We start from the raw sequence: 26,771 nt of genomic DNA on the forward strand, positions 1-26,771 counted from the left end.
TAGTATTCATAGGGGTAATCTGAAATGGAACAGTTGCGTACCGAACTGAGCCATCTGCTTGGTGAAAAACTAAGCCGCGTGGAGTGCGTCAGCGAAAAGCCTTCGTCGGCGCTGTGGTCGCTATATGATGCTCAAGGAAACCCAATGCCGCTGCTGGCGCGAAGTTTTACGACGCCGGGTATAGCGCGTCAGCTGGCGTGGAAAATCTCGACTCTGGCGCGTAGTGGAACCGTACGCATGCCGGTTGTCTATGGCGTGATGACGCATGAAGAGCAACCTGGGCCCGATGTCCTGCTGATTGAACGACTGCGTGGCGTTTCCGTTGAGGCACCCACCCGTACCCCGGAACGCTGGGAACAATTGCAGGAGCAAATCGTTGAAGCGCTACTGGCCTGGCATCGGCAGGATAGCGGTGGTTGCGTAGGGATGGTTGATAGCACTCAGGAAAACCTCTGGCCGCACTGGTATCGCCAACGGATCGAGGTGTTATGGAGCACGCTGAATCTCTATCAGGATACCGGCCTGACCATGCAGGACAAGCGTATTTTGTTCCGTACTCGCGAATGCCTTGCAGATCTGTTTAAAGACTTTAATGATAACTGTGTTCTGGTGCACGGTAGCTTTACGCTGCGCAGCATGCTGAAAGATGCGCGTAGCGATCAGCTGCTGGCGATGGTGGGGCCGGGCATGATGCTGTGGGCTCCGCGTGAATTTGAGTTATTTCGTCTGGCCGATGGTGGGCAAGGAGAGCAGCTATTGTGGCACTATCTGCGTCGTGCGCCGGTAGCTGAGGCTTTTCTCTGGCGGCGCTGGTTGTATCTGTTGTGGGATGAAGTGGAAAACCTGGTGAATACCGGGCGCTTTGATCGCGCCCGTTTCGACCTTGCGGCAAAATCAATTTTGCCCTGGCTCGCCTGAGGATCCTTTTAACCACTGCCAGATGCGGCCTAACGTTTCGTAGCCAACCCGATCGCTATGCATCAGCCACACGGGGGACGGAATTGCGCGTTCCCACGGATTGAGTGGTGACTCGATCGCCAACTGGTTGGCGGGGGCGGGTAAAGGGTTCAGTCCGGCCTGACGAAAGAAAATCATCGCTCGCGGCAGGTGTGAGGCGGAGGTCACCAGCAGGAATGGGGCATCGCTAATCGCTTCTTTCACCGCCGCGGCCTCTTCTTCAGTATCTTTGGGTTTATCCAGCACGATAATTTCGCTGCGCGGTATGCCCAGACTCTCTGCAACTCTGGCGCTGGTTTCTGCGGAACTCATCGGGTTAGTTTTTGCTCTCCCGCCAGTAAAGATCAATTTTGCACCCGGGTTTGCATACCACAGGCGGATCCCCTCCGCTAACCGCGGCAAGCTATTGCTGATGAGGTTTGAACTGGGAGCCCACTCAGGGTTCCACGTGTAGCCTCCGCCGAGCACAACCACGTACTGCACGCGCTCTTCGCCGCGCCACGTCGGGTATTTATCCTCAATAGGTTTGAGCAAACTGTCGGCCACGGGTTGCAGGCTAAGAAGCAACAACAGTAGCCAGCCGAGGCTCACGCAGAGCTTGCCGGTGCGTTGGAAACGGCTAAACCACAGCAACGCTATCCCCAGGGCGATAAGCAATAACAAGAGGGGGAGCGGGAGCATCATGCCGCCTAAAAACTTTTTCAGCGTAAAAAGCATGCCGGATGGTTCCTTTTTAACCATATAACCAAAGATATGCCCGGATCTTATAACAGATCGCTCCATTCTCCGCGCGGGTATGACAAAATAGCGGCTTTGTGTTGGCGTGTGGAGTCATCCGTGAAGGATCGTAATTTCGATGATATTGCTGATAAGCTCTCGCGCAATATCTACGGTACCACCAAGGGCCAGCTGCGGCAGGCGATCCTCTGGCAGGATCTGCAACCGCTGCTCAGCCAGATGGGGCCGGGACCACTGCGGGTTCTTGACGCGGGCGGCGGCGAAGGGCAAACGGCAATCAAAGTGGCGGAAATGGGCCACCATGTCACATTATGCGATCTTTCCGGCGAAATGGTGGCTCGTGCCCGACAGGCTGCTACCGATAAAGGTGTGATCGACAACATGCATTTTGTACAATGCGCAGCTCAGGATATTGAGCAGCATTTGGAAAGTCCTGTCGATCTGATACTGTTTCATGCGGTGCTGGAATGGGTAGCCGAGCCGCAGGCGATGCTGCGTACGCTGTGGTCAATGTTACGTCCCGGCGGCGCGTTGTCGCTCATGTTCTACAATGCTAACGGTCTATTGATGCGCAATATCGTTGTCGGAAATTTAGACTATGTGCAATTAGGTATGCCGAAAAAGAAAAAACGCACGCTATCGCCGGATTACCCGCGCGATCCGCAGCAGGTTTATGGCTGGCTGGAAGAAATTGGCTGGCAGATTACCGGTAAGACCGGCGTGCGAGTGTTTCATGATTATCTGCGTGAAAAACGCCAACAGCACGACAAGTTTGCGGCGCTACTGGAGCTGGAAACGCGCTACTGTCGCCAGGAGCCGTATATCAGCCTGGGTCGTTACATTCATGTCACCGCGCTTAAGCCGCAGATGCAAGGATAAACTATGAGTGAATTTTCCCAGACAGTCCCCGAACTGGTTGCCTGGGCCAGGAAAAATGATTTTTCTATTTCGCTGCCGGTCGACAGACTCTCTTTCCTGCTGGCGATTGCCACGCTGAACGGTGAGCGGATGGAAGGGGAAATGACCGAGGGAGAACTGGTGGACGCGTTCCGCCACGTCAGTGATGCGTTTGAGCAGACCAGCGAAACCATCAGCCAGCGTGCCAATAATGCCATTAATGATATGGTGCGCCAGCGTCTGCTGAACCGCTTTACCAGCGAAATTACCGAAGGCAATGCCATTTATCGCCTGACGCCTTTAGGCATCGGCATTACCGATTACTATATTCGCCAGCGTGAGTTCTCCACCCTGCGTCTGTCGATGCAGCTATCGATCGTTGCCGGTGAGCTAAAGCGTGCCGCTGACTCTGCAGAAGAGGGGGGCGATGAGTTCCACTGGCACCGTAATGTGTTCGCACCGCTGAAATACTCGGTAGCGGAAATTTTCGACAGTATCGATCTCACCCAACGAATCATGGACGAACAGCAGCAGTTGGTGAAAGACGACATTGCTCAGCTGTTGAACAAAGACTGGCGGGCGGCGATTTCCAGCTGTGAACTGTTGCTGTCGGAAACCTCCGGTACTCTGCGTGAACTGCAGGATACGCTGGATGCAGCCGGCGATAAGCTGCAGGCAAACCTGCTGCGCATTCAGGATTCGACCATGGCCCGCGACGATCTTAACTTCGTCGATCGCCTGGTTTTCGATCTGCAAAGCAAGCTGGACCGTATCGTCAGTTGGGGCCAACAGGCTATTGACCTGTGGATTGGCTACGATCGCCACGTGCACAAGTTTATCCGTACCGCGATTGATATGGATAAGAACCGCGTCTTCGCTCAGCGCCTGCGTCAGTCGGTTCAGACCTACTTTGATTCACCGTGGGCACTCACTCATGCTAGCGCCGATCGCCTGCTTGATATGCGTGATGAAGAGATGGCGCTGCATGATGAAGAGGTAACCGGGGAACTTCCTGCGGATCTTGAGTACGAAGAGTTTAACGAAATTCGCGAGCAGCTTGCGGCGCTCATCGAATCTCAACTGGCGATTTATAAAGATAAAGGCCTGCCGCTGGATCTCGGTCTGGTGGTACGCGAATATCTGGCGCAGTATCCGCGCGCGCGCCACTTTGACGTTGCGCGAATCGTTGTCGACCAGGCGGTACGTTTGGGCGTAGCGCAAGCAGATTTCACCGGACTGCCAGCCAAATGGCAGCCGATTAATGATTACGGAGCCAAGGTACAGGCGCATGTCATCGACAAATATTGAACAAGTGATGCCGGTTAAACTGGCGCAAGCGTTGGCTAATCCGTTATTCCCGGCGCTGGATAGCGCCCTGCGCGCGGGCCGTCACGTCGGTCTCGACGAGCTGGATAATCACGCCTTTTTAATGGATTTTCAGGATTACCTGGAAGAGTTTTATGCTCGCTATAACGTTGAGCTGATTCGCGCGCCGGAGGGGTTTTTCTATCTGCGCCCGCGTTCCACCACGCTTATCCCGCGATCGGTGCTCTCCGAGCTGGATATGATGGTGGGTAAAATTCTTTGCTACCTCTACCTGAGCCCGGAACGTCTGGCGAATGAAGGTATCTTCACCCAGCAGGAGCTTTATGATGAGCTGCTGACTCTGGCGGATGAAGCGAAACTGCTGAAGCTGGTGAATAACCGCTCCACAGGTTCCGACCTTGACCGTCAGAAACTGCAGGAAAAAATGCGCGCCTCGCTTAACCGTCTGCGCCGTCTTGGCATGGTGTGGTTTATGGGCCATGACAGCAGCAAATTCCGCATCACTGAATCGGTCTTCCGCTTCGGGGCTGACGTACGTGCTGGAGACGATCCACGCGAAGCGCAGCTGCGCATGATCCGCGACGGCGAAGCCATGGCGCTGGAAAATCGCCTGCAGCTCAATGATGAGAATGAAGAGAATCAGCCGGATAGCGGGGAGGAAGAGTAATGATTGAACGCGGTAAATTTCGCTCGCTGACGCTGGTTAACTGGAACGGTTTTTTTGCCCGTACTTTTGATCTCGATGAACTGGTGACCACGCTTTCGGGCGGTAACGGTGCCGGTAAATCCACAACCATGGCGGCTTTCGTTACGGCGCTGATCCCGGACCTTACGCTGCTGCACTTCCGTAACACCACGGAAGCCGGGGCCACCAGCGGTTCGCGCGACAAAGGTCTGCACGGTAAGCTGCGCGCCGGGGTTTGTTACTCAGTGCTGGACGTTATCAACTCTCGTCACCAGCGCGTGGTGGTTGGGGTTCGTCTACAGCAGGTCGCTGGTCGCGATCGTAAAGTCGATATCAAACCTTTTGCGATTCAGGGCCTGCCGACCTCCATTCAGCCGACTCAGTTGCTAACTGAAACCCTTAACGAACGCCAGGCGCGTGTCGTTACGCTCAACGAGCTGAAAGATAAACTCGAAGCGATGGAAGGGGTGCAGTTCAAGCAGTTCAATTCTATCACCGAATATCACTCGCTGATGTTTGACCTGGGCGTGGTGGCTCGTCGCCTGCGTTCGGCCTCGGACCGTAGCAAATACTATCGCCTGATCGAAGCCTCTCTGTACGGCGGGATTTCGAGCACCATTACCCGTTCGCTGCGCGACTACCTGCTGCCGGAAAACAGCGGCGTACGTAAAGCGTTCCAGGATATGGAAGCGGCGCTGCGCGAAAACCGCATGACGCTGGAAGCGATTCGCGTCACGCAGTCTGACCGCGATCTGTTCAAACATCTGATCAGCGAAGCCACCAACTACGTGGCGGCTGACTATATGCGTCACGCCAACGAGCGACGCATTCATCTCGACAAAGCGCTGGAATACCGCCGGGATCTGTTTACTTCCCGCGCCCAGCTTGCCGCCGAGCAGTACAAGCACGTCGATATGGCGCGCGAACTGCAGGAACATAACGGGGCGGAAGGCGATCTGGAAGCCGATTACCAGGCTGCCAGCGACCACCTGAACCTGGTGCAAACCGCTCTGCGCCAGCAGGAAAAAATCGAGCGCTATGAAGCGGATCTTGATGAGCTGCAGATTCGCCTCGAAGAACAAAATGAAGTGGTGGCGGAAGCTTCTGACCAGCAGGAAGAGAACGAAGCCCGCGCCGAAGCCGCAGAGCTGGAAGTGGATGAGCTGAAAAACCAGCTGGCCGACTACCAGCAGGCGCTGGATGTGCAGCAGACTCGTGCGATTCAGTATAACCAGGCGCTGCAGGCGCTGGAGCGGGCAAAAGCCCTCTGCCATCTGCCGGACTTAACCCCGGAAAGCGCCGACGAGTGGCTGGAAACCTTCCAGGCGAAAGAGCAGGAAGCGACGGAGAAAATGCTGTCGCTGGACCAGAAAATGAGCGTGGCGCAAACCGCGCACAGCCAGTTCGAGCAGGCGTATCAGCTGGTGGCATCGATCAACGGCCCGCTGGCGCGTAACGAGGCCTGGGACGTAGCACGCGAACTGCTGCGCGATGGCGTCAATCAGCGGCATCAGGCTGAGCAGGCCCACGGGCTGCGCAGTCGCCTGACTGAGCTTGAACAGCGCCTGCGTGAGCAGCAGGATGCCGAGCGCCAGCTGACCGAGTTCTGCAAACGTCAGGGCAAACGCTACGATATCGACGAGCTGGAAGCCCTGCATCAGGAATTGGAAGCCCGTATTGCTTCGTTGTCTGACAGCGTCTCTTCCGCCAGTGAACGGCGCATGACCCTGCGTCAGGAACTGGAGCAGCTGCAATCGCGCACCCAGACTCTGATGCGCCGCGCGCCAATCTGGCTGGCAGCGCAGAACAGCCTCAACCAGCTTTGCGAGCAGAGCGGTGAGCAGTTTGAATCAAGCCAGGACGTCACTGAATATCTCCAGCAGTTGCTGGAGCGTGAACGCGAGGCCATCGTCGAGCGTGACGAAGTCGGTGCCCGCAAGCGCGCTATCGACGATGAAATTGAGCGTCTCAGTCAGCCGGGCGGCTCTGAAGATCAGCGCCTGAATGCGCTAGCCGAGCGTTTCGGCGGCGTGCTGCTGTCAGAAATCTATGATGACGTTAGCCTCGACGATGCGCCGTATTACTCCGCGCTATACGGACCGTCCCGCCACGCGATTGTGGTACCGGACCTGTCGCGCATTGCTGAACAGCTGGAAGGGCTGGAAGATTGTCCGGAAGATCTCTATCTGATCGAGGGGGATCCGCAGTCGTTTGATGACAGCGTATTCAGCGTCGATGAGCTGGAAAAAGCGGTTGTCGTTAAGATTGCCGATCGCCAGTGGCGCTATTCACGCTTCCCGACGCTGCCGCTGTTTGGCCGCGCCGCGCGCGAAAGTCGCGTTGAAACGCTGCACGCTGAGCGTGAAGGTCTGTCAGAACGTTTTGCGACGCTGTCGTTTGATGTGCAGAAAACTCAGCGTTTGCATCAGGCGTTCAGCCGCTTTATCGGCAACCATCTGGCGGTGGCCTTCGAGGATGATCCGGAAGAAGAAATCCGCAAACTCAATACCCGACGTGGCGAGCTTGAACGCGCGCTGAGCGCGCATGAGAGCGATAACCAGCAGAATCGGGTACAGTACGAGCAGGCGAAAGAGGGCGTTTCGGCGCTCAACCGTCTGCTACCGCGCCTGAATCTGCTGGCCGACGACTCGCTGGCCGATCGTGTTGATGAAATCCAGGAGCGTCTTGATGAAGCGCAGGAAGCCGCGCGTTTCGTCCAGCAGCATGGAAACCAACTGGCGAAACTGGAGCCGATGGTTTCCGTTCTCCAGAGCGACCCGGAACAGTTTGAACAGTTAAAAGAAGATTACGCGTATTCGCAGCAGACTCAACGCGATGCGCGTCAGCAGGCGTTTGCGCTGACCGAAGTGGTGCAGCGCCGTGCCCACTTTAGCTACTCGGATTCAGCAGAGATGCTGAGTGGAAATAGCGATCTGAACGAGAAGCTGCGTCAGCGTCTTGAGCAGGCGGAAGCGGAACGCGCCCGAACTCGTGAAGCGCTACGTACCCACGCCGCGCAGCTCAACCAGTACAACCAGGTACTGGCGTCGCTGAAGAGCTCGTACGACACCAAAAAAGAGCTGCTCAACGATCTGCATAAAGAATTGCAGGATATCGGCGTACGCGCTGATGCGGGTGCTGAAGAGCGCGCCCGTCTGCGTCGTGACGAGCTGCATGCTCAGCTCAGCAACAACCGTTCGCGGCGTAATCAGCTCGAGAAAGCGTTGACCTTCTGCGAAGCAGAAATGGATAACCTGACCCGCAAGCTGCGTAAGCTGGAGCGCGATTACTGCGAAATGCGCGAACAGGTGGTGAGCGCCAAAGCGGGCTGGTGCGCGGTGATGCGCCTGGTGAAAGACAACGGCGTAGAACGTCGTCTGCATCGCCGTGAGCTGGCTTACCTTTCTGCTGACGAGCTGCGTTCAATGTCGGATAAGGCGCTCGGAGCGCTGCGTCTGGCGGTATCGGATAACGAGCATCTACGCGATGTACTGCGTGTTTCTGAAGATCCGAAGCGCCCGGAACGTAAAATTCAGTTCTTCGTCGCCGTCTATCAGCATCTGCGCGAGCGTATCCGCCAGGACATCATCCGTACCGACGATCCGGTCGAAGCGATTGAGCAGATGGAGATTGAACTCAGCCGTCTGACGGAAGAGCTGACCAACCGTGAGCAGAAGCTGGCCATCAGCTCCCGTAGCGTGGCCAATATCATCCGCAAGACCATCCAGCGCGAGCAGAACCGTATTCGTATGCTCAACCAGGGGCTGCAGAGCGTCTCCTTCGGTCAGGTCAACAGCGTGCGTCTGAACGTCAATGTACGGGAGACCCACTCGACGCTGCTGGACGTGTTGTCTGAGCAGCACGAGCAGCATCAGGACCTGTTTAACAGCAACCGTCTGACCTTCTCGGAAGCGTTGGCGAAGCTGTATCAGCGCCTGAACCCGCAGATAGATATGGGCCAGCGCACGCCGCAAACCATTGGCGAGGAGCTGCTCGATTACCGTAACTATCTGGAGATGGAAGTCGAAGTTAACCGTGGTTCTGACGGCTGGCTGCGTGCGGAATCCGGGGCGTTGTCAACTGGTGAGGCTATCGGTACCGGGATGTCGATTCTGGTGATGGTGGTGCAAAGCTGGGAAGATGAATCCCTGCGCCTGCGCGGCAAAGATATCTCGCCGTGTCGTCTGCTGTTCCTTGATGAAGCGGCGCGTCTGGATGCCCGTTCTATCGCCACGCTGTTCGAGCTGTGCGATCGTCTGGAAATGCAGTTGATTATCGCGGCACCTGAAAATATCAGCCCGGAAAAAGGGACGACTTACAAACTGGTGCGTAAAGTGGTGAATAACCACGAGCATGTGCATGTCGTTGGGCTGCGTGGCTTTGCCCCACAGCTACCTGAAACGCTGCCGGGAACGGCTGATGCTTCGTAGGTCTATTCGGTGACCAGTCAAAGGGCGGCATGATGTCGCCCTTTTTGTTATCCGTTCCTGTATTTTAGGATTGTATAATCTTTTAACTTCTTTACATTTGGGAAGGCAAAAGCGTTTTCGTCTTCATATACTGAAAGTGAGCCCCAATTTTGCGGGCGGCAATGTGTTAACAGGGGGCAAGGGATGTTGCTAAAGAAATGGTATGGTCGTCAATTGTCGGTGCTCAGCCTGAGCCTGGCTTTTGCATTTGCTCCACTGTTCAATGTCCAGGCCGAAGAGCCTGAAGTTGTACCAACAGACAGCTCTGCAACTATCGGAGAGCTCTCTTCTGCGCTGGGCCAGAGCGAAGGCCAATCTGCGGCGGTCGCCAAAATGGCCGGTGAGCAGGCGCTTCCCGCCGATGCGGCGATAAAAAGCCGTGCCGATATTCAGGCCGTTCTGCCGTCCGGTTATCAGCCGGTATTTATGAATCCACTGGTATCGCTGTATGCGGCCAGGGACATGAAACCGATGTGGGATAATCGTGAGGCGGTGCAGGCGTTTCAACAACAACTGGCTGAAGTCGCTATCGCCGGTTTTCAACCGCAGTTCACTAAATGGGTAGAGCTGCTGACCGACCCGGCGGTCAACGGCCTGGCGCGTGATGTTGTCTTATCAGATGCCATGATGGGTTATTTGCATTTTATTAGCGGTATTCCGACACAGGGGAATCGCTGGCTGTATGGCACAAAACCGTACACGATGTCGACGCCGCCGCTATCAGTCATTAACCTGTGGCAACAGGCTCTGGATAACGGTTCGCTACCGCAGTTTATCGCCGGTCTTTCGCCACAGCATCCGCAGTATGCCGCTATGCACCAGGCGCTATTAGCCCAGGTTGCCGATTCGCGTCCATGGCCGCAGCTCACCAGTAAGGCATCGCTGCGTCCTGGAGAGTGGAGCAACGATGCAGGCGCGCTGCGTGAAATTTTACAGCGCACTGGCATGCTGGATGATTCTGCCAAAATTGCTTTGCCTGGCGATGATGTTGTTAGCCCATCCGCTGAGAAAACGGCCAAAAGCAGCGGTCGCGGCGTTTACGATCGGCAATTAGTTGAAGGTGTTAAGCGCTTCCAGGCGTGGCAAGGTTTAGGGGCTGATGGGGTCATTGGCCCGGCAACTCGTGATTGGCTTAATGTTTCACCAGCGCAGCGTGCAGGCGTGCTGGCGTTGAATATTCAGCGTTTGCGCTTGCTGCCAGGCAACTTGTCGACCGGAATTATGGTCAATATCCCGGCGTTTTCGCTGGTCTACTACCAGGATGGCAGCCAGGTGCTGGCATCGCGGGTTATCGTTGGCCGTCCGGATCGCAAAACGCCGATGATGAGCAGCGCGCTGAACAACGTGGTGGTTAACCCGCCGTGGAATGTGCCGCCGACGCTGGCGCGTAAAGATATTCTGCCGAAGGTGCGCAATAATCCAGGCTATCTTGAGCAGCATGGTTATACGCTTATGCGCGGCTGGAACAGTAAAGAAGCGATTGATCCGTGGCAGGTTGATTGGGAGACCATAACGGCATCGAATTTACCGTTCCGCTTCCAGCAAGCACCTGGTGCGCGTAATTCGCTGGGGCGTTATAAATTTAATATGCCGAGTTCGGATGCTATCTATTTGCACGATACGCCGAACCATAATCTGTTCCAGAGAGACGGTCGAGCGTTGAGCTCCGGATGCGTGCGCGTTAATAAAGCTTCCGAGCTGGCGAATATGCTGCTGCAGGATGCTGGCTGGAACGATGCGCGAATTTCAGATGCGCTCAAGCAGGGCAATACCCGCTACGTGAATATTCGCCAGAATATCCCGGTGAATCTCTATTATTTGACCGCCTTTGTTGGTACGGATGGACGTACACAATATCGAACAGATATTTACAATTACGATCTCACCGCGCGATCCAGCGCACAAATCCTGCCTAAAGCTGAACAATTAATCAGATAAATGAAGTAGTTCAACGGATTCGGTTGTCCTATCTTTGTGTGAAAACGGGCCTTGTTGTCTGCAAGGCCCGAGTTTACTGGGGTTGGGCTACCTTGACGTTGGCAATAATGCCCGGTAAGGTGCCTTTCGTGCGCCAGAAGTGCATATACATATAATCCTGCAAATGCGTGTGGCGGTAAGCAGCAAATTCTCTGTGGCTGATATTTATTGGCTGTCAGGGAGGTGAGCGCGTGCTGGCGGCTAACAGGCGGATTGCGGGAAAAGTATATTACGATTCATTTACCTGTAGACCTGATTATCATGGACAAATTTGACGCTAATCGCCGCAAACTGCTGGCGTTAGGTGGAGCTGCGCTCGGTGCTGCTGCCATTCTGCCTGCGCCGGCATTTGCCACCCTCTCGACCCCCCGACCGCGTATTTTGACGCTGAACAACCTGCATACTGGTGAATCACTCAAGGCGGAGTTTTTCGATGGCAGAGGCTATATTCAGGATGAATTAGCAAGACTTAATCATTTTTTCCGCGACTACCGCGCGAATAAAATTAAATCCATCGATCCTGGTTTGTTCGATCAACTCTATCGCTTGCAGGGATTAATTGGCACCAACAAGCCTGTCCAGCTCATCTCTGGTTATCGTTCCCTCGATACTAATGATGAACTTCGGGCACGAAGCCGTGGTGTGGCGAAGCATAGCTACCACACTAAGGGCCAGGCTATGGATTTTCATATTGAAGGCATTTCGTTAAGCAATGTTCGCAAAGCGGCGTTATCTATGCGCACAGGTGGTGTAGGATATTACCCACGTAGCAACTTTGTGCATATTGATACCGGGCCGGTACGGCACTGGTAACGAAAGGAGCATCATGAACTATCGTATTATTCCGGTTACCGCGTTCGCGCAGAACTGTTCTTTGATCTGGTGTGAACAAACCCGGCTGGCGGCTCTGGTCGATCCTGGCGGTGACGCTGAGCGAATCAAACAGGAAGTGACGGCGGCAGGTGTTAGCCTGATGCAGATCCTGCTCACTCACGGTCATCTCGATCACGTAGGCGCCGCGGCGGAACTGGCACAACATTACGGCGTGCCGATTATCGGTCCGGAAAAAGAAGATGAGTTCTGGCTGGAAGGATTACCCGCGCAAAGCCGGATGTTTGGTCTGGATGAGTGCCAGCCGCTACAACCGGATCGCTGGTTGAATGAGGGCGATGTGGTTAGCGTGGGGAATATTTCCCTGCAGGTGTTGCATTGCCCAGGCCACACCCCCGGGCACGTGGTCTTCTTTGACGATGCTTCCAGACTACTGATTTCTGGTGATGTGATTTTCAAAGGCGGAGTAGGGCGTAGCGACTTCCCGCGCGGCGATCATAATCAGTTGATCGAGGCGATAAAACGCAAATTATTGCCGCTGGGCGATGACGTGTCGTTTATTCCCGGTCACGGTCCTATGTCGACTCTGGGCTATGAGCGCCTGCATAATCCTTTTCTGCAGGATGAAATGCCGGTCTGGTAATGATGCCGGATTGAAGGATGTAAAAAAGGCCGCAGATGCGGCCTTTTGTTTTTTTTAAGACAAGGTTAGAGCACGGCAACAATCGCTTCGCACAGCGGGGCCATGTTGTCCGGTGTCATACCGGCGACGTTAATACGCCCGGATGCCACGGCGTAAATCGCGAACTCTTCACGCAGACGCAGAACCTGCTCTTTGGTCAGGCCGCTGAACGAGAACATCCCGTTCTGCTGAATGATGAAGGAGAAATCGCGGCTCGCGCCTTTCTCTTGCAGGGTATTTACGAACAGCAGACGCATGCGCTGAATACGCTGGCGCATATCGGTTAGCTCTTGTTCCCAGATAGCGCGCAGCGCGTCATTGCTGAGAATCGTCGCCACTATCGAAGCACCGTGAGCCGGTGGGTTAGAGTAGTTAGCGCGAATAACGGACTTCATCTGGCTGAAAGCACGGTCTACCGTTTCCTGGTCAGCAGCAACCAGCGTACAGGCGCCAACGCGTTCATTGTACAGGCCGAAGTTCTTCGAGTAGGAGCTCGCAACCAGCAGCTCTTTATGCAGCGCGGCAAACGCACGCAGGCCTTCAGCATCTTCTTCCAGACCACGAGCAAAACCCTGATAGGCGAAGTCAAACAGCGGCAGCCAGCCTTTCTCTACGGACAGCTGCGCCAGCTGTTGCCACTGCTCCAGCGTTGGATCGATACCGGTTGGGTTGTGGCAGCAGCCGTGGAACAGTACGACATCGCCCGCCTGCGCTTCGTTCAGGCTGACCAGCAGACCGTCGAAGTCGAGACGGTGGTTAGCCGCATCGTAGTAAGCGTATTCGCAAACTTCCAGCCCGGCTGAGTTAAACACACTTTTGTGGTTCGGCCAGCTAGGGTTGCTCACCCAAATGCGTTTAGCATCGGTATTCTTCGCCAGGAAGTCTGCGGCAACGCGCAGGCCACCGGTACCGCCTGGAGTCTGGGCGGTACGCGCGCGTTTATCATTAATAATCGCGCTTCCTTTGCCAAACAGGAGCTCCTGGGTGCAACGACCAAATTCTGGAATACCGTCGATGCCCAGATAATTCTTGGTGGTTTCATTTTCCAGCAGATATTGCTCTGCTTTTTTCACGCTGGTCAGGACTGGTGTCTTACCTGTTTCATCTTTATAAACACCAATTCCAAGGTTAATTTTTGTTGGGCGGTCATCGGCACGAAATAGATCGGCCAGGCCCAAAATAGGGTCGGCGGGGGCGGCAGTAATTTTCTCAAACATGACGAGGTTCCATTGTGATTACTGAAGGGAAATCCGCTATCAGGGTAACGGGAGATTTACAAATTGCCAACCGTTTGCGACTAAAAGCGAGAAGGTTTTCAAAAGTTACGATCTTCATCTTAGGAACGCAGAAAAGCAGGACCGAAGTCCTGCTTTTTAGGCATATCACGAAGGGGTGTACTGCTGATTAGAACTGGTAAACGATACCCACTGCAGCCTGGTCGTCGGTAGCAACGCCAGCAGCTTTGGTGTAGTCGTTGTCGTCCAGCTGGTTGAATTTATACGCAGCGTAAACGTTCATGTTCTTGTTGAAGTAGTACCAGGTACCCACTTCGACGTATTTAACCAGGTCAGCATCGCCGCCGGAGAAGCCAGCGCGAGAGCGCAGGTCTTTACCTTTAGTCTGGACGTAACCGATGGACGGACGCAGACCGAAGTCGAACTGATACTGAACAACAGCTTCGAAGTTCTGAGTTTTACCCGCGAAGTAGTTACCATCGCTGCTTTCCGGAGTCATGTTGTAAGTCTGGGAGTACATAACTGCAGCGTAGACGTTGTTCGCGTCGTACTTAGCGGAGGTTGCCCATGCTTCAGCTTTATTGCCGTTTTTATCAGCTTTCTGATCGCCAGTACGGCTGGAGTTAGCGTAGCCTGCGGACAGCGCAACGCCGTTGTCAAACGCGTAAGTAGCCGCGGTGCTGAAGCCGTCGCCATTTTGTTTCTTAACGTCGCGGTCTTTGTTTTTACCCTGATACTGCAGCGCGAAGCTCAGGCCATCAACCAGGCCGAAGAAGTCAGAGTTACGGTAAGTTGCCACGCCGTTAGTACGGGCAGTCATAAAGTTGTCGGTGTAGCTCCAGCCGTCGCCGCCCCATTCAACCAGCATATCGGTTGCAGCTTCAACGTCGTAGATAGCGCCGTAGTTACGACCGTAGTCGAATGAACCGTATTCACCTGCTTTTAAGCCTGCGAAAGCCAGACGAGTTTTTGTGGTCTGTTTACCTTCAACATTGGACGCATCCATGTTGTATTCCCACTGGCCATAACCGATCAGCTGTTCGTTGATTTGGGTTTCGCCTTTCAGGCCGATACGGGCGTAGGTGGTGTCGTCGCTGCTGGTGTCACCGTTAGTGGTCCAGACGTGCTCGCCAACCATTTTTCCGTAAAAGTCCAGTTTGTTGCCGTTTTTGTTATAGATTTCTGCAGCGTTAGCTGCACCGGCTACCAGCAGGGCAGGAATTACCGCTGCCAGAATTTTGCGCTTCATCATTATTTATTACCCTCATTTATATTTTTATATGAACACTTGCCACTGCCGCCAATAAGTTCTGTCAATAAAAATTTACGGAACTATTGATGATAGTTTGGTGTCTGGAGGCATCTTTCCATCCAGAACAACGTTTCGCTAGCCGGAAAATGCTACCAATGTCGCATATGAGTAACCAAAGGAAACTGTGTGTAACTAAATGTGTATTTAAGGGAACTTTGTGAACTCAATCAACATTCCGCTCTGATTTACCGATAAAACTCACTCTTCATATATATCTATATGAATTAATTATGATTAATTTAGATAAGAGAGCATTCATGCATTTTCTGTCACTATTTTGCTTCTTTTTTATTCAGTTCCTGTCTTTGCAAGTTGTGCGGCTGCTGGTTGAAAAATGAGCAAAATAATCAGCCGGTTTGGCAATTTATGAACATAAGGTGCGGTTTTTGTGTCCGCAGGGTATCGAAATAGTGCGTAACATAAATGTGACTAAACAAGGTTGATGTTTAAGTTTCCTGACAAAAGAGGTTGCGGCTCCGTAGTGACGTAGGGTTTCACGGACATAATTTTATGCTGCTGGTGAGTCCGGTAAGACCGCAAGCCGGCGCATTTTTCGTCTTAGAATCGCCAATCCGACTCTCGTCACAATTCCGAATGACGGGATTATTTGTCCAGTAAAAGCATTATTTCTCTGATAACAACGATCGCTTCCCCGCAGCCATAATTTCTCTCGTTAACTATCACGAGGAGCTTGAAATGAGTAAAAAATTGATTGCAGTCTGCGCATGCCCGATGGGGCTGGCCCATACCTTTATGGCGGCGCAGGCGCTGGAAGAAGCGGCGATTGAAGCCGGATATGAAGTGAAAATTGAAACCCAGGGGGCGGATGGTATTCAAAACCGCCTGACGGCGCAGGATATCGCCGAAGCGACGTTAATTATCCATTCTGTCGCCGTAACACCAGAAGACAACGAGCGCTTTGAGACCCGCGACGTCTATGAAATCACGCTACAGGATGCGATCAAAAATGCCGCCGGAATCATTAAAGAAATTGAAGAGATGCTTGCCGCAGAACAACAATAATTGTCGACAGGGATACACGTATGGCCATTAAAAAACGCAGTGCAACCGTTGTGCCTGGCGCATCAGGGGCGGCCGCGGTTATAAAAAATCCTCAGGCCTCCCGCAACAGCTTCTGGGGCGAATTACCGCAGCATGTGATGTCGGGAATTTCGCGCATGGTACCGACGTTAATTATGGGTGGGGTGATCCTCGCCTTTTCCCAATTGATTGCCTATAGCTGGCTGAAAATTCCCGCTGACATCGGCATTATGGATGCGCTTAACAGCGGTAAATTCGACGGTTTTAACCTTTCATTACTCAAGTTTGCGTGGCTATCGCAATCTTTCGGCGGTGTGCTGTTTGGCTTTGCTATTCCGATGTTTGCTGCCTTTGTCGCTAACTCCATCGGCGGCAAGCTGGCGTTTCCTGCGGGGTTTATCGGCGGCCTGATGTCCACCCAGCCCACGCAACTGCTCAATTTTGACCCGACAAGCCTGCAATGGGTGACGAGCGCACCTGTGCCATCAACCTTCATTGGTGCGCTGATTATTTCGGTTGTCGCCGGGTATCTGGTGAAGTGGATGAACCAAAAAATCCAGCTTCCCGGTTTCCTGCTGGCGTTCAAAACTACCTTTTTACTGCCCATTCTCTCCGCAGTTTTCGTCATGCTGGCGATGTATTACGTGATTACGCCGTTCGGCGGCTGGATCAACGGCGGCATTCGCGCGCTGCTGACGGCGGCGGGAGAGAAGGGCACGTTGATGTACGCGATGGGAATTTCGGCGGCAACGGCTATCGACCTCGGCGGCCCAATCAACAAAGCGGCGGGATTTGTGGCGTTCAGCTTCACCACCGATCACGTGCTGCCGGTGACCGCGCGTTCTATCGCTATCGTTATTCCGCCAATTGGTCTGGGGCTGGCGACGATAATCGATCGTCGCTTAACGGGCAAACGCTTGTTTAGCGCCCAGCTCTATCCGCAAGGTAAAACGGCAATGTTCCTCGCCTTTATGGGGATCAGCGAAGGGGCGATTCCGTTCGCGCTGGAAAGCCCGATCACCGCTATTCCGTCGTATATGGTGGGTGCGATTGTGGGCTCGACCACTGCGGTATGGCTGGGGGCGGTGCAGTGGTTCCCGGAATCGGCTATCTGGGCATGGCCGCTGGTCAGCAATCTCGGCGTTTATATGGCGGGGATCCTGTTGGGGGCGGTGATTACGGCGCTGATGGTCGTCTTCTTACGCAATATGATGTACCGCAGAGGCAAGTTGCTGATCGAAAGCCTCTAATTTTAATGGATTGCCATCATGACCTTACTTGCATCACTGCGCGAATGGCTAGAGGCGCAGCAACTGGATGCGGTGCTGATTTCGTCGCGACAGAATAAGCAGCCGCATCTGGGGATCTCCAGTAGTTCTGGGTTTGTGTTTGTCAGCCGCCAAAGTGCGCATATCCTGGTCGATTCCCGCTACTACGCTGACGTCGAGGCTCGCGTCAGCGGTTATCAACTTCACTTGCTCGGCGGCGAGCAGACGATGACGACCGTCGTGAACCCGCTCATCGATGCCGAAAAACTGAAATCGGTGGGATTTGAAGGTGAGCAGGTTAGCTGGGAAACGGCGCGCGCATGGCAGGAGGCATTATCGGTCAGGCTGGTGAGCGCCCCTCTCGATACGCTAAGACGGATTAAAACGGTGGAAGAAATCGCCTGCATTCGAGAAGCCTGTCGGATTGCTGATGTGAGTGTGGAACATATCCGCCGCTTTATTCAGCCAGGTCTGCGTGAGAGGGAGATAGCCGCCGAGCTGGAGTGGTTTATGCGGATGCAAGGGGCGGAAAAAGCCTCATTCGATACCATCGTCGCCAGCGGCTGGCGCGGTGCGCTACCGCATGGGAAAGCCAGCGACAAGCGCGTTGAGGCAGGGGAGTTTATCACCCTGGATTTCGGGGCGCAGTATCGTGGCTATTGCTCTGATATGACGCGCACTTTTTTGCTGCCCGGAGCAGGCGTGGCGCAAGAGAACCCGCTTTGGCCTGTCTATCAGATTGTGCTTGAGGCCCAGCTCGCGGCGGTAGCGGCGATTCGTCCGGGCGTGCGCTGTTGCGAGGTGGACGCCGCCGCGCGTCAGGTTATATCCGCAGCGGGCTATGGTGACTATTTTGGCCACAATACCGGACACGCCATTGGAATTGAGGTGCATGAAGACCCGCGTTTTTCACCAGCGGATACCACGGTGCTGGAAGCTGGCATGCTGCTGACCGTCGAGCCTGGTATTTATCTTCCAGAACAGGGCGGCGTGCGCATTGAAGATGTAGTGCTGGTGACGCCAGACGGTGCCGAGGTGCTCTACGCCATGCCAAAAACCGTGTTACTGACAGGAGTCGCGTAATGGATTTATCGCTATTGAAAGCGCTGAGCGAGGCGGATGCAATTGCCTCCTCGGAGCAGGAGGTGCGCCAGATTTTACTGGCGGAAGCGGAGAGCCTACATAAAGAGGTGCGTTTCGATGGTTTGGGATCGGTGCTGATCCGCCTGAATCAATCGGACGGTCCAAAAGTGATGATCTGCGCGCACATGGATGAAGTGGGATTTATCGTGCGCAGCATCTCGGCTGAAGGGGCGATTGACGTGCTGCCGGTGGGCAACGTGCGAACGGCGGCGCGTCAGCTCCAGCCGGTGCGAATCACCACTCGTAAGGGTGGCAAAATCCCCGGGTTGCTTGACGGTGAACGTAGCGGGAATGAGGTTGGCGCACTGCGCGTCGATATCGGCGCTCGCTCTTATGATGAGGTTATTCAGGCGGGGGTTTATCCCGGAGATCGGGTGACCTTCGACTCTGCACTTCAGGAACTGCCGCATCAGCGGGTGATGGGTAAAGCCTTTGACGACCGGCTGGGATGCTATCTGTTAATCAGCCTGCTGCGCGAATGGCATGCAACGGAGCTGCCCGCGGAAATCTGGCTGGTAGCCAGTTCCAGCGAAGAAGTTGGGTTGCGCGGTGGACAAACGGTGGCCCGTGCGGTCGCACCGGATGTTGCCATTGTGCTGGACACCGCCTGCTGGGCTAAAAACTTCGATTATGGCGCAGCAAACCATCGACAAATTGGCAAGGGACCGATGCTGGTGCTTGCCGACAAATCGTTAATTGCGCCGCCTAAACTGACCGCCTGGGTAGAGAGCGTCGCCGCAGAGATCAACGTGCCGCTTCAACTGGATATGTTCAGCAATGGCGGAACGGATGGCGGGGCGGTTCATCTGAGCGGAACCGGGATCCCGACGGTGGTGATAGGGCCGGCCACTCGTCATGGACACTGTGCCGTATCAATTGCCGATTGCCGGGACATTAACTGGACGCACCAACTTTTATCGGCCCTTATTACTCGTCTTACGCGCGAGACGGTGGCTCATTTGCAGGATTTCAGATGATTTCCTCGCGCTAATCAGGAGCGGTTATGTTAACGATTCAATTTCTCTGCCCGTTGCCAAACGGTCTGCACGCGCGCCCCGCGTGGGAGCTGAAAGAGCAGTGTGGCCAGTGGCAAAGCGACATCACGTTTATCAATCATCGCCACAACGCGCGGGCGGATGCGAAAAGCTCGCTGGCGCTGATTGGTACCGGTACGTTGTTTAATGACAGCTGTAGCTTGAGCATTAACGGCAGCGATGAAGAGCAGGCCAGAAGATCGCTGGAGGATTATCTTCAGCACCGCTTTATTGACAGCGACAGCGTCCAGCCGACGGCAGCCGAACTGGAGGCGCACCCGCTGCCGCGTTCCCTGACTCGTCTAAACCCGGACGTTCTGTACGGTACGGTGCTGGCAACCGGCGTTGGCTCGGGTGAGCTTGTTTTGTGGCAGAGCGATAGCCTGGACTGCTTTCGGGCGATCCCGGCGAATGCGCAAGATAACACCCGGCTGGAACATAGTCTGGCGACGCTTGCGGAACAGCTTAATCAACAGCTGCGTGAACGTGACGGTGAGAGTAAAACCATTCTCAGCGCGCATCTGTCGCTTATTCAGGATGATGAGTTTGCGGGCAACATTCGCCGCCTGATGGTTGAACAGCAAAAGGGGCTGGGCGCGGCGATTATTGCCAATATGGAGGAGGTGTGCGACAAGCTCTCGGCATCTGCCAGCGACTACCTGCGCGAACGGGTGAGCGATATCCGTGATATCAGCGAACAGCTACTGCATATCACCTGGCCCGAGCGGCGTCCGCGCAATGCGCTGGTCTTGAATCAGCCGACGATCCTTGTGGCAGAAGACCTGACGCCAAGCCAGTTTTTGAGCCTTGATTTACAGCATCTGTCCGGGATGATTCTGGAGAAAACCGGGCGCACCTCGCATACTCTGATTCTGGCTCGCGCCTCTGCCATCCCGGTGCTGAGCGGATTGCCGCTGGAGGCTATCGGGCGTTATGCCGGTAAGCCTGCGGTGCTGGATGCCCAGTGCGGCGTGCTGGCTATTAATCCGGATGCCGCCGTCAGTGGTTATTATGCGGTCGCCCAAAATCTGGCGGGTAAGCGTCAGCAGCGCCAGGCGCGAGATGCCGCCCAGCCTGGACTGTCGCGAGATAATCAGCGTATTGATATCGCGGCGAACATTGGCACTGCGCTGGAGGCCCCAGGCGCATTTGTTAACGGCGCTGAAGGTATCGGTCTGTTTCGTACAGAAATGCTGTTTATGGACCGCGACAGCGCCCCGGACGAACAGGAGCAGTTTGAGGCCTACCAGCAGGTATTGCTGGCGGCCGGTGAGAAAACGGTGATTTTTCGCACTATGGATATTGGTGGTGATAAAAATATACCCTATCTCAAGATCCCACAGGAGGATAACCCGTTCCTTGGCTATCGCGCGGTGCGTATTTACCCTGAGTTCGCCGGATTGTTTCGTACCCAACTTCGCGCTGTCCTGCGGGCGGCCACGTTTGGCAACGCGCAGTTGATGATCCCAATGGTCCACAGCCTCGATCAGATTTTATGGGTCAAGAGCGAGCTGCAAAAAGCGATAGCAGAGCTGAAAACAGAAGGCTTACGCCACGTAGAGGCTCTTGCGCTGGGCATCATGGTTGAAGTGCCTTCGGTTTGCTACATCATCGATCACTTCTGCGATGAGGTGGATTTCTTCAGCATCGGCTCGAACGATATGACGCAATATTTGTACGCCGTCGATCGTAATAATCCGCGCGTCTCAACGCTGTATAATCCGATTACGCCCTCATTCCTGCGTATGCTACAACAGATTATCCGCGTGGCGCATCAGCATGGAAAATGGGTTGGTATATGCGGCGAGCTGGGCGGTGAACGCCGCTATTTGCCGTTGCTTCTCGGGCTGGAGCTGGATGAGCTCAGTATGAGCAGTCCGCGTATTCCGGCAGTGAAAAGCCAGCTGCGTCAGCTCGATAGCCAGGCCTGCCGGGAGCTGGCGTTGCGGGCGTGCGAATGTCGCAGTGCGCAGGAGATCGAGGAATTGCTCAATCAGTTCGCGCCGCAAGACGATGTCCGTCCACTACTGGCGCGGGAAAATATCTTCGTCGGCGAAGCGCTCACCAACAAAGAGCAGGTCATTCAGTTCCTGTGCGGTAACCTCGGCGTTAACGGGCGTACCGAACATCCGTTTGAGCTGGAAGAGGATGTCTGGCAGCGTGAGGAGATTGTCACTACGGCGGTCGGGTTTGGCGTGGCGATACCGCATACAAAATCACAGTGGATTCGCCACTCCAGCATCAGCATTGCTCGCCTCACTCAGCCCATCGACTGGCAGTCAGAAATGGGAGAGGTGGAGCTGGTCATTATGTTGACGCTCGGTGCTGACGAAGGTATTAACCATGTGAAGGTCTTTTCGCAGCTGGCGCGCAAACTGGTGAATAAAAACTTCCGTCAGTCGCTGTTCGCTGCTGAAAATGCCGAAAGTATTTTGGCGCTGCTGGAAGCGGAGTTGACGTTCTGATACTCAAACATCGGCTTTACTGAAACCGAGCGCAGTAATCCCCCGGCGTCAGGCCAAACTGGCGCCGGAAAAGCCGGCTAAAATAGTCGCTGTCGTGATATCCGCACCGCTGCGCCACTTCGCTGATCGGCAGATGATACTTCTGTAGAATAATACGCGCTCTGGACATTCGTACCCAACGGACATATTCCACAAAACTCATCGTTCCATGCTGAGCAAAAAGCTTAGATAGATGGTTTGGCGTGATATTGAAAAACTGCGCCACGCTTTCGCGGCTTAGCGGCTGGGCATAGTTATCCTGCACCCAGTTACACATGCTGTGATAGAGAAATTCCGAACGCGGGCGATGCGTATCAGGACGCGCATTCACCACGCCCCGGCACAGATGCAACAGGCTGAGCACCAGCGGTTGAATGATATCCTGGAGCTGAGGGGAGCGGCTGAGGTGAGTTAGCGCAGTAAGCATGGCCTCACCTTCGCCGCGCTGCGGGTGCGGCAGCTCAATACGGCGCACCGGGCGCAATAGAGACGCAGTGCGGTTATCGTAAAACGACAAGCCCAGCCAGGCCGGAGCAAACACCAGACTTAGCAGCATCACGGGTTTATCGCTGATGGGCAGGTTGGCCGCTCGGGCGGGAATAAACAACATTTCGCCTTCGGTGAGGCTGTGCTGCTGTTTCTCCAGTTGATTGCCGTATTCGCCGCGCAGGACGATATCAAGGCGTGGAAGCTCAATGCACAAGCTCCCCGTTGGCAGCGATACGGGCTGGGTGGCAAACCACACGCGGCCAAGGCGCTGCGGGTTAAGTACAAGGCCGCTGAAGAGATCGGCAAAAAATTGTTGATCTGCTGGTAAGCCTGGTTCTTTCATTGCCCGCTCTCATATGATAACTGCATTAATTATTTGAACTTTTTCACTTTACTCCCACCATGTGAAATTTCAAATTGCAGAATTTTACGTTTATCGATACGGGATGCATCAACGAAAAAGGCCAGCTTGCGCTGGCCTTTGGCTGTCATGAAGATAAATCAGAATGTTGCGTTACGCGGGGTACGTGGGAACGGGATAACATCACGCACGTTCTGCACGCCGGTTACGTAAGCGATCAGGCGCTCGAAGCCCAGACCGAAGCCTGAGTGCGGCACGGTGCCGTAACGACGCAGGTCGCGATACCACCAGTAGTCTTCTTTATTAAGACCCATTTCCGCCATACGCGCGTCAAGCACGTCCAGACGCTCTTCACGCTGTGAGCCGCCGATGATTTCGCCGATGCCCGGAGCCAGGACGTCCATGGCGGCAACGGTTTTACCATCTTCGTTAAGACGCATGTAGAACGCCTTGATCTCTTTCGGATAGTTTTTGACAACCACCGGCGCTTTAAAGTGCTCTTCAGCAAGATAGCGTTCGTGCTCGGAGGAGAGATCCACGCCCCAGTACACCGGGTTCTCAAACTGCTTACCGCAGTTTTCCAGGATGGTGACCGCGTCAGTGTAATCGACCTGTGCGAAATCAGCGGAAACGAAACGCTGCAGACGATCGACCGCGTCTTTATCCACACGCTCGGCAAAGAACTGCATGTCGTCAGCGCGCTCGGTCAGCACCGCCTGGAAAACGTACTTCAGCATCGCTTCCGCCAGACCTGCAACATCGTTCAGGTTAGCAAAGGCGACTTCCGGCTCCAGCATCCAGAACTCTGCCAGGTGGCGGGTGGTATTAGAGTTTTCCGCACGGAAAGTCGGGCCGAAGGTGTAGATTTTTGACAGCGCACAGGCATAGGTTTCGCCGTTCAGCTGGCCGGAAACGGTCAGGAAGGCTTCTTTGCCGAAGAAATCTTTGTCGTAATCAACTTTGCCCTGATCGTTGCGCGGCAGGTTTTCCAGGTCCAGCGTCGAAACGCGGAACATCTCGCCAGCGCCTTCGGTATCGGAAGCAGTAATCAGCGGGGTGGAAACCCAGAAGAATCCCTGCTCGTCAAAGAAACGGTGCAGCGCCTGTGCCAGCGTGTGACGCACGCGGGCAACCGCGCCAATCAGGTTAGTACGCGGGCGCAGGTGAGCGACTTCACGCAGGTACTCGATGCTGTGGCGTTTTGCCGCCATCGGGTAGGTATCCGGGTCTTCAACCCAGCCGGTGACTTCAACATTGCTGGCCTGAATTTCGAAGCTCTGGCCCTGGCCCTGAGAGGCCACGACTTTACCGGTGACGATGACCGAGCAACCGGTGGTCAGGCGCAGCACTTCCTGATTGTAATTGGGAAGAGAATTACTGATGACGGCCTGTACAGGATCAAAGCAGGAACCGTCATAGACGGCGAGGAAAGAAAAGCCAGCTTTAGAATCTCGGCGGGTACGCACCCATCCGCGCACGGTGACTTCGCTGTCAACGGCAACGCGGCCCTGGAGTACGTCGGCTACAGGCACAACGCTCATAATAGTCTCTCTTTATAGTCCAATAGAAAAATCTGTATCCCCCTTCAGTGGGGGGATATCTATGTTACCTGTCATCTTCCATCAGACAAGCAGATTTCGCACGAGAAGGGGGAGTTTTAGTAAATAAATGGCGAGAGCGCTTTAATTTCTCACTCTTACGATTGGCGAGGAAGTCATTCAATCATCACCGTCATCTCTTGCTTGGCGTTTTGCATCGAAACGATGGTTCTGAACGACTTAATATTTCCCGAGGCGAAAAAAAGATCACGAGTCAGAACCTCATATTCCGCCATGTCGCGGACGTTAACTACCAGCAGAAAATCAAAATCTCCCGTGACATAGTAAACCTGCTGAACCTGTGGGCAGTTAACAAACCTTTGTTTGTCCTCCTCTAATAAGTCGAGCCGTTCATTTTCAATGGTCACCTGCACCATGATGGTGATAGGGCGACCCACTTTGCTGGCATCCACTATGCTGACGTTAGTTTTAACCACACCCGCTTCTTCCAGCGCAGCAATACGTCGATTGACCGCTGAAGGAGAAAGGCTGACGAGATCGGCAATTTCTCGCTGCGAGAGCCGGTTGCTATGCTGCAAATGTTGCAGAATTTTTTTATCCCAGGCGTCGAGTTTCATAACCGCGTTACCCTCAATTATTGTGAGATACATCACCTCATGCAATTTTGTTGCGTCTCAACCCTTATTAAGGGTGAATATTGCGCATTAAGAGGCAATTTTGCGTCATTTAATTGCCTTGCGCAGTGTACCATCTTGATGAGTGAGGGAAAGAGGTGAATGAATGATTTTATCTTTGCTTCTTATTATCCACATTGCATTGCAGATTATTTTGTAATGTCTGTAACTGGACGTCTTTTTTGTTATGCGAAACCTTTTTCTTTTTTATTCTCAGAGCAGGGTTGCGCTATAAAGATGTTGCCAGCGGCTTATGAACATGGAGATGAAGGTATATTTATGATGGATGTTATTAAGTGCCAATTAAATCCACGAAGAAAAATATATGGCGAGGGCGTCAACCTTAGCTTGTTGAATGAATCTGTTGGCCATGAGGTTCTGGCGTTTCATCAGAAATTTCCGGACTATTGTGTCACCCCTTTACGTAGTTTACCGCATCTTAGTCAACGTTTAGGGCTTAGCTCAATTCACGTGAAAGATGAATCTCAGCGTTTTGGTCTTAATGCATTTAAAGGTTTGGGTGGCTCTTATGCGGTTGGAAAATATCTGGCAGAAAAATTAGGCCAGAATATTAATACACTATCGTTTTCTTCATTAAATTCTCCTGAAATTAAGGCAAGGATAAAAAATATCGTTTTTGTTACGGCTACCGATGGCAATCATGGTCGTGGGGTTGCATGGGCAGCAGAACAGCTGGGACTGCAGGCGGTAGTGTATATGCCAAAAGGCTCATCGCTTATCCGTGCGCAGAATATTCGCCACCATGGTGCCGAATGTTCGATAACCGATCTTAACTACGACGATACCGTCCGTCTGGCCAATAAAATGGCACAAGAAAAAGGTTGGGTATTGTTGCAGGATACCGCCTGGCAGGGATATGAACAGATCCCTACCTGGATAATGCAGGGTTATATGACTCTGGCTATTGAGGCCTGGGAGCAACTCACGAAAAGTGGATCACCACTGCCAACGCATCTTATTTTACAGGCTGGGGTCGGTTCTTTTGCTGGCAGCATCATGGGCTACTTCCTTGAGAAAATGAAAACCCGAGCGCCCAAAATCATTATCGTTGAACCACATAAAGCAAACTGTCTTTACCGTTCCTCCGTCGTTAATGATGGACAACCACATAGCGTGGGCGGCGATATGGCAACGCTGATGGCGGGGCTGGCCTGTGGCGAACCCAATATCACCAGTTGGCCGATGATTCGCGATTACGCATCCTGTTTTATCTCTGCTGACGATAGCTTAGCGGCTAACGGGATGCGTATTCTGGCTTCTCCTCGCCCGGGAACTGATACTCCTTTTATATCAGGGGAGTCGGGCGCTATTGGTACTGGACTTATTTATGAATTAATGAGCCGTGAAGACTATAGGGGGATTATCGAAGCTTTGCAGCTTAATACGGACTCTCATGTTTTGCTAATTAGTACAGAAGGTGATACCTCTCCGGATATCTATGAGGATATTGTCTGGTTCGGTCGTAACGGTTGAAGCAGCAGCCGTAGTTGATAAAAGGGCCATTTTCCTACCCTACAGGCCCTAATAAAAACGTTCTGGTAATAAATAAAATATGCCATAAGGCATAA

The 26,771-nt window shown here is 53.7% G+C and carries 19 protein-coding genes and 1 pseudogene; 14 read left to right on the plus strand and 6 right to left on the minus strand.

Translation table 11 applies throughout. The features are described 5' to 3' along the window. Nucleotides 1–24 precede the first annotated feature (24 nt). Nucleotides 25–918: a YcbJ family phosphotransferase gene (locus HV127_RS17800; protein ID WP_182237628.1), complete on the plus strand. Its 894-nt coding sequence runs from the start codon at nucleotides 25–27 to the stop codon at nucleotides 916–918. On the opposite strand, the gene elyC is transcribed toward HV127_RS17800, so the two are convergent. Beyond that, entirely contained in the window at nucleotides 895–1,674 is a 780-nt protein-coding gene (gene elyC, locus HV127_RS17805; protein WP_182237630.1) for an envelope biogenesis factor ElyC, read from the minus strand. The two genes, HV127_RS17800 and elyC, sit on opposite strands and share 24 nt — an antisense overlap. Nucleotides 1,675–1,794: 120 nt before the next feature. Here elyC and cmoM point away from each other — a divergent pair. The 7 genes and pseudogenes from cmoM (at nucleotide 1,795) to HV127_RS17840 (ending at nucleotide 12,523) form a co-directional block, all read left to right on the plus strand. Next, a pseudogene (cmoM, locus tag HV127_RS17810) lies at nucleotides 1,795–2,581 on the plus strand (tRNA uridine 5-oxyacetic acid(34) methyltransferase CmoM). Next, complete coding sequence (mukF, locus tag HV127_RS17815; protein WP_182237632.1) at nucleotides 2,578–3,900, plus strand: chromosome partition protein MukF; 1,323 nt, start codon at nucleotides 2,578–2,580, stop codon at nucleotides 3,898–3,900. Before cmoM ends, mukF begins: the two are co-directional and overlap by 4 nt. Continuing rightward, nucleotides 3,881–4,585, plus strand: coding sequence for a chromosome partition protein MukE (gene mukE / locus HV127_RS17820; protein WP_110275138.1), 705 nt, complete (start codon nucleotides 3,881–3,883; stop codon nucleotides 4,583–4,585). Before mukF ends, mukE begins: the two co-directional genes overlap by 20 nt. Continuing rightward, nucleotides 4,585–9,033 (plus strand): chromosome partition protein MukB, encoded by a 4,449-nt coding sequence (gene mukB / locus HV127_RS17825; protein WP_182237634.1) that lies wholly within the window; start codon nucleotides 4,585–4,587, stop codon nucleotides 9,031–9,033. The genes mukE and mukB overlap by 1 nt, the downstream gene beginning before the upstream one ends. A 183-nt stretch (nucleotides 9,034–9,216) precedes the next feature. After that, nucleotides 9,217–11,010 (plus strand): L,D-transpeptidase, encoded by a 1,794-nt coding sequence (ldtD, locus tag HV127_RS17830; RefSeq protein ID WP_182237636.1) that lies wholly within the window; start codon nucleotides 9,217–9,219, stop codon nucleotides 11,008–11,010. 300 nt (nucleotides 11,011–11,310) lie between these two features. Next, entirely contained in the window at nucleotides 11,311–11,862 is a 552-nt protein-coding gene (locus tag HV127_RS17835) for a YcbK family protein (protein WP_110275398.1), read from the plus strand. 13 nt (nucleotides 11,863–11,875) lie between these two features. Next, a complete protein-coding gene (locus HV127_RS17840) occupies nucleotides 11,876–12,523 on the plus strand; it encodes an MBL fold metallo-hydrolase (RefSeq protein WP_110275134.1) in 648 nt (215 codons plus the stop codon). A 65-nt stretch (nucleotides 12,524–12,588) separates the two neighbouring features. Here the strand turns inward: HV127_RS17840 and HV127_RS17845 are convergent, their stop codons facing one another. Next, nucleotides 12,589–13,779, minus strand: a complete 1,191-nt coding sequence (locus HV127_RS17845) for an amino acid aminotransferase (RefSeq protein WP_182237638.1) — start codon at nucleotides 13,777–13,779, stop codon at nucleotides 12,589–12,591. Nucleotides 13,780–13,966: 187 nt separating this feature from the next. After that, a complete protein-coding gene (locus HV127_RS17850; RefSeq protein WP_275944520.1) occupies nucleotides 13,967–15,049 on the minus strand; it encodes a porin in 1,083 nt (360 codons plus the stop codon). A gap of 756 nt (nucleotides 15,050–15,805) precedes the next feature. On the opposite strand from HV127_RS17850, the gene HV127_RS17855 reads away from it, so the two are divergent. From HV127_RS17855 to ptsP, 5 genes are read left to right on the plus strand one after another with little or no spacing between them, the layout of a single operon-like run. Further along, a complete protein-coding gene (locus tag HV127_RS17855; protein WP_112214623.1) occupies nucleotides 15,806–16,132 on the plus strand; it encodes a PTS fructose transporter subunit IIB in 327 nt (108 codons plus the stop codon). A 20-nt stretch (nucleotides 16,133–16,152) separates the two neighbouring features. Next, nucleotides 16,153–17,400 (plus strand): PTS fructose transporter subunit IIC, encoded by a 1,248-nt coding sequence (locus HV127_RS17860; RefSeq protein ID WP_182237640.1) that lies wholly within the window; start codon nucleotides 16,153–16,155, stop codon nucleotides 17,398–17,400. An 18-nt stretch (nucleotides 17,401–17,418) separates the two neighbouring features. Then, nucleotides 17,419–18,501 carry an aminopeptidase gene (ypdF, locus tag HV127_RS17865; protein ID WP_182237643.1) on the plus strand — a complete coding sequence of 361 codons (1,083 nt, stop codon included), beginning with the start codon at nucleotides 17,419–17,421 and terminating at the stop codon, nucleotides 18,499–18,501. Next, nucleotides 18,501–19,538, plus strand: coding sequence for an aminopeptidase (gene ypdE, locus HV127_RS17870; RefSeq protein WP_182237645.1), 1,038 nt, complete (start codon nucleotides 18,501–18,503; stop codon nucleotides 19,536–19,538). The genes ypdF and ypdE overlap by 1 nt, the downstream gene beginning before the upstream one ends. 26 nt (nucleotides 19,539–19,564) lie before the next feature. After that, nucleotides 19,565–22,060, plus strand: coding sequence for a phosphoenolpyruvate--protein phosphotransferase (gene ptsP / locus HV127_RS17875; RefSeq protein ID WP_182237647.1), 2,496 nt, complete (start codon nucleotides 19,565–19,567; stop codon nucleotides 22,058–22,060). Nucleotides 22,061–22,076: 16 nt separating this feature from the next. Here the strand turns inward: ptsP and HV127_RS17880 are convergent, their stop codons facing one another. The 3 genes from HV127_RS17880 to HV127_RS17890 all read right to left on the minus strand — a co-directional run bounded on the left by HV127_RS17880 (nucleotide 22,077) and on the right by HV127_RS17890 (nucleotide 25,125). Beyond that, nucleotides 22,077–22,931, minus strand: coding sequence for an AraC family transcriptional regulator (locus HV127_RS17880; RefSeq protein ID WP_112214618.1), 855 nt, complete (start codon nucleotides 22,929–22,931; stop codon nucleotides 22,077–22,079). Nucleotides 22,932–23,089: 158 nt separating this feature from the next. Further along, a complete protein-coding gene (asnS, locus tag HV127_RS17885) occupies nucleotides 23,090–24,490 on the minus strand; it encodes an asparagine--tRNA ligase (RefSeq protein ID WP_182237649.1) in 1,401 nt (466 codons plus the stop codon). 173 nt (nucleotides 24,491–24,663) lie between these two features. Continuing rightward, complete coding sequence (locus HV127_RS17890; protein WP_112214730.1) at nucleotides 24,664–25,125, minus strand: Lrp/AsnC family transcriptional regulator; 462 nt, start codon at nucleotides 25,123–25,125, stop codon at nucleotides 24,664–24,666. A gap of 339 nt (nucleotides 25,126–25,464) precedes the next feature. Between HV127_RS17890 and dpaL the strand changes: the two genes are divergently transcribed. Further along, complete coding sequence (dpaL, locus tag HV127_RS17895) at nucleotides 25,465–26,676, plus strand: diaminopropionate ammonia-lyase (protein ID WP_228727532.1); 1,212 nt, start codon at nucleotides 25,465–25,467, stop codon at nucleotides 26,674–26,676. The last annotated feature ends 95 nt before the right edge of the window (nucleotides 26,677–26,771 follow it).

It is taken from the genome of Klebsiella sp. RHBSTW-00215 (assembly GCF_014103785.1).
GTDB lineage: Bacteria > Pseudomonadota > Gammaproteobacteria > Enterobacterales > Enterobacteriaceae > Klebsiella.

What these genes read in the sequence shown, in the direction of transcription:
- ypdF (WP_182237643.1), top strand. Translation starts at nt 17,419, where the DNA reads ATGACCTTACTTGCATCACTGCGCGAATGGCTAGAGGCGCAGCAACTG.
- mukE (WP_110275138.1), top strand. Translation starts at nt 3,881, where the DNA reads ATGTCATCGACAAATATTGAACAAGTGATGCCGGTTAAACTGGCGCAA.
- ypdE (WP_182237645.1), top strand. Translation starts at nt 18,501, where the DNA reads ATGGATTTATCGCTATTGAAAGCGCTGAGCGAGGCGGATGCAATTGCC.
- ldtD (WP_182237636.1), top strand. Translation starts at nt 9,217, where the DNA reads ATGTTGCTAAAGAAATGGTATGGTCGTCAATTGTCGGTGCTCAGCCTG.
- HV127_RS17860 (WP_182237640.1), top strand. Translation starts at nt 16,153, where the DNA reads ATGGCCATTAAAAAACGCAGTGCAACCGTTGTGCCTGGCGCATCAGGG.
- asnS (WP_182237649.1), bottom strand. Translation starts at nt 24,490, where the DNA reads ATGAGCGTTGTGCCTGTAGCCGACGTACTCCAGGGCCGCGTTGCCGTT.
- elyC (WP_182237630.1), bottom strand. Translation starts at nt 1,674, where the DNA reads ATGCTTTTTACGCTGAAAAAGTTTTTAGGCGGCATGATGCTCCCGCTC.
- mukB (WP_182237634.1), top strand. Translation starts at nt 4,585, where the DNA reads ATGATTGAACGCGGTAAATTTCGCTCGCTGACGCTGGTTAACTGGAAC.
- dpaL (WP_228727532.1), top strand. Translation starts at nt 25,465, where the DNA reads ATGGATGTTATTAAGTGCCAATTAAATCCACGAAGAAAAATATATGGC.
- HV127_RS17845 (WP_182237638.1), bottom strand. Translation starts at nt 13,779, where the DNA reads ATGTTTGAGAAAATTACTGCCGCCCCCGCCGACCCTATTTTGGGCCTG.
- HV127_RS17800 (WP_182237628.1), top strand. Translation starts at nt 25, where the DNA reads ATGGAACAGTTGCGTACCGAACTGAGCCATCTGCTTGGTGAAAAACTA.
- mukF (WP_182237632.1), top strand. Translation starts at nt 2,578, where the DNA reads ATGAGTGAATTTTCCCAGACAGTCCCCGAACTGGTTGCCTGGGCCAGG.
- HV127_RS17890 (WP_112214730.1), bottom strand. Translation starts at nt 25,125, where the DNA reads ATGAAACTCGACGCCTGGGATAAAAAAATTCTGCAACATTTGCAGCAT.
- HV127_RS17880 (WP_112214618.1), bottom strand. Translation starts at nt 22,931, where the DNA reads ATGAAAGAACCAGGCTTACCAGCAGATCAACAATTTTTTGCCGATCTC.
- HV127_RS17855 (WP_112214623.1), top strand. Translation starts at nt 15,806, where the DNA reads ATGAGTAAAAAATTGATTGCAGTCTGCGCATGCCCGATGGGGCTGGCC.
- HV127_RS17850 (WP_275944520.1), bottom strand. Translation starts at nt 15,049, where the DNA reads ATGATGAAGCGCAAAATTCTGGCAGCGGTAATTCCTGCCCTGCTGGTA.
- HV127_RS17840 (WP_110275134.1), top strand. Translation starts at nt 11,876, where the DNA reads ATGAACTATCGTATTATTCCGGTTACCGCGTTCGCGCAGAACTGTTCT.
- ptsP (WP_182237647.1), top strand. Translation starts at nt 19,565, where the DNA reads ATGTTAACGATTCAATTTCTCTGCCCGTTGCCAAACGGTCTGCACGCG.
- HV127_RS17835 (WP_110275398.1), top strand. Translation starts at nt 11,311, where the DNA reads ATGGACAAATTTGACGCTAATCGCCGCAAACTGCTGGCGTTAGGTGGA.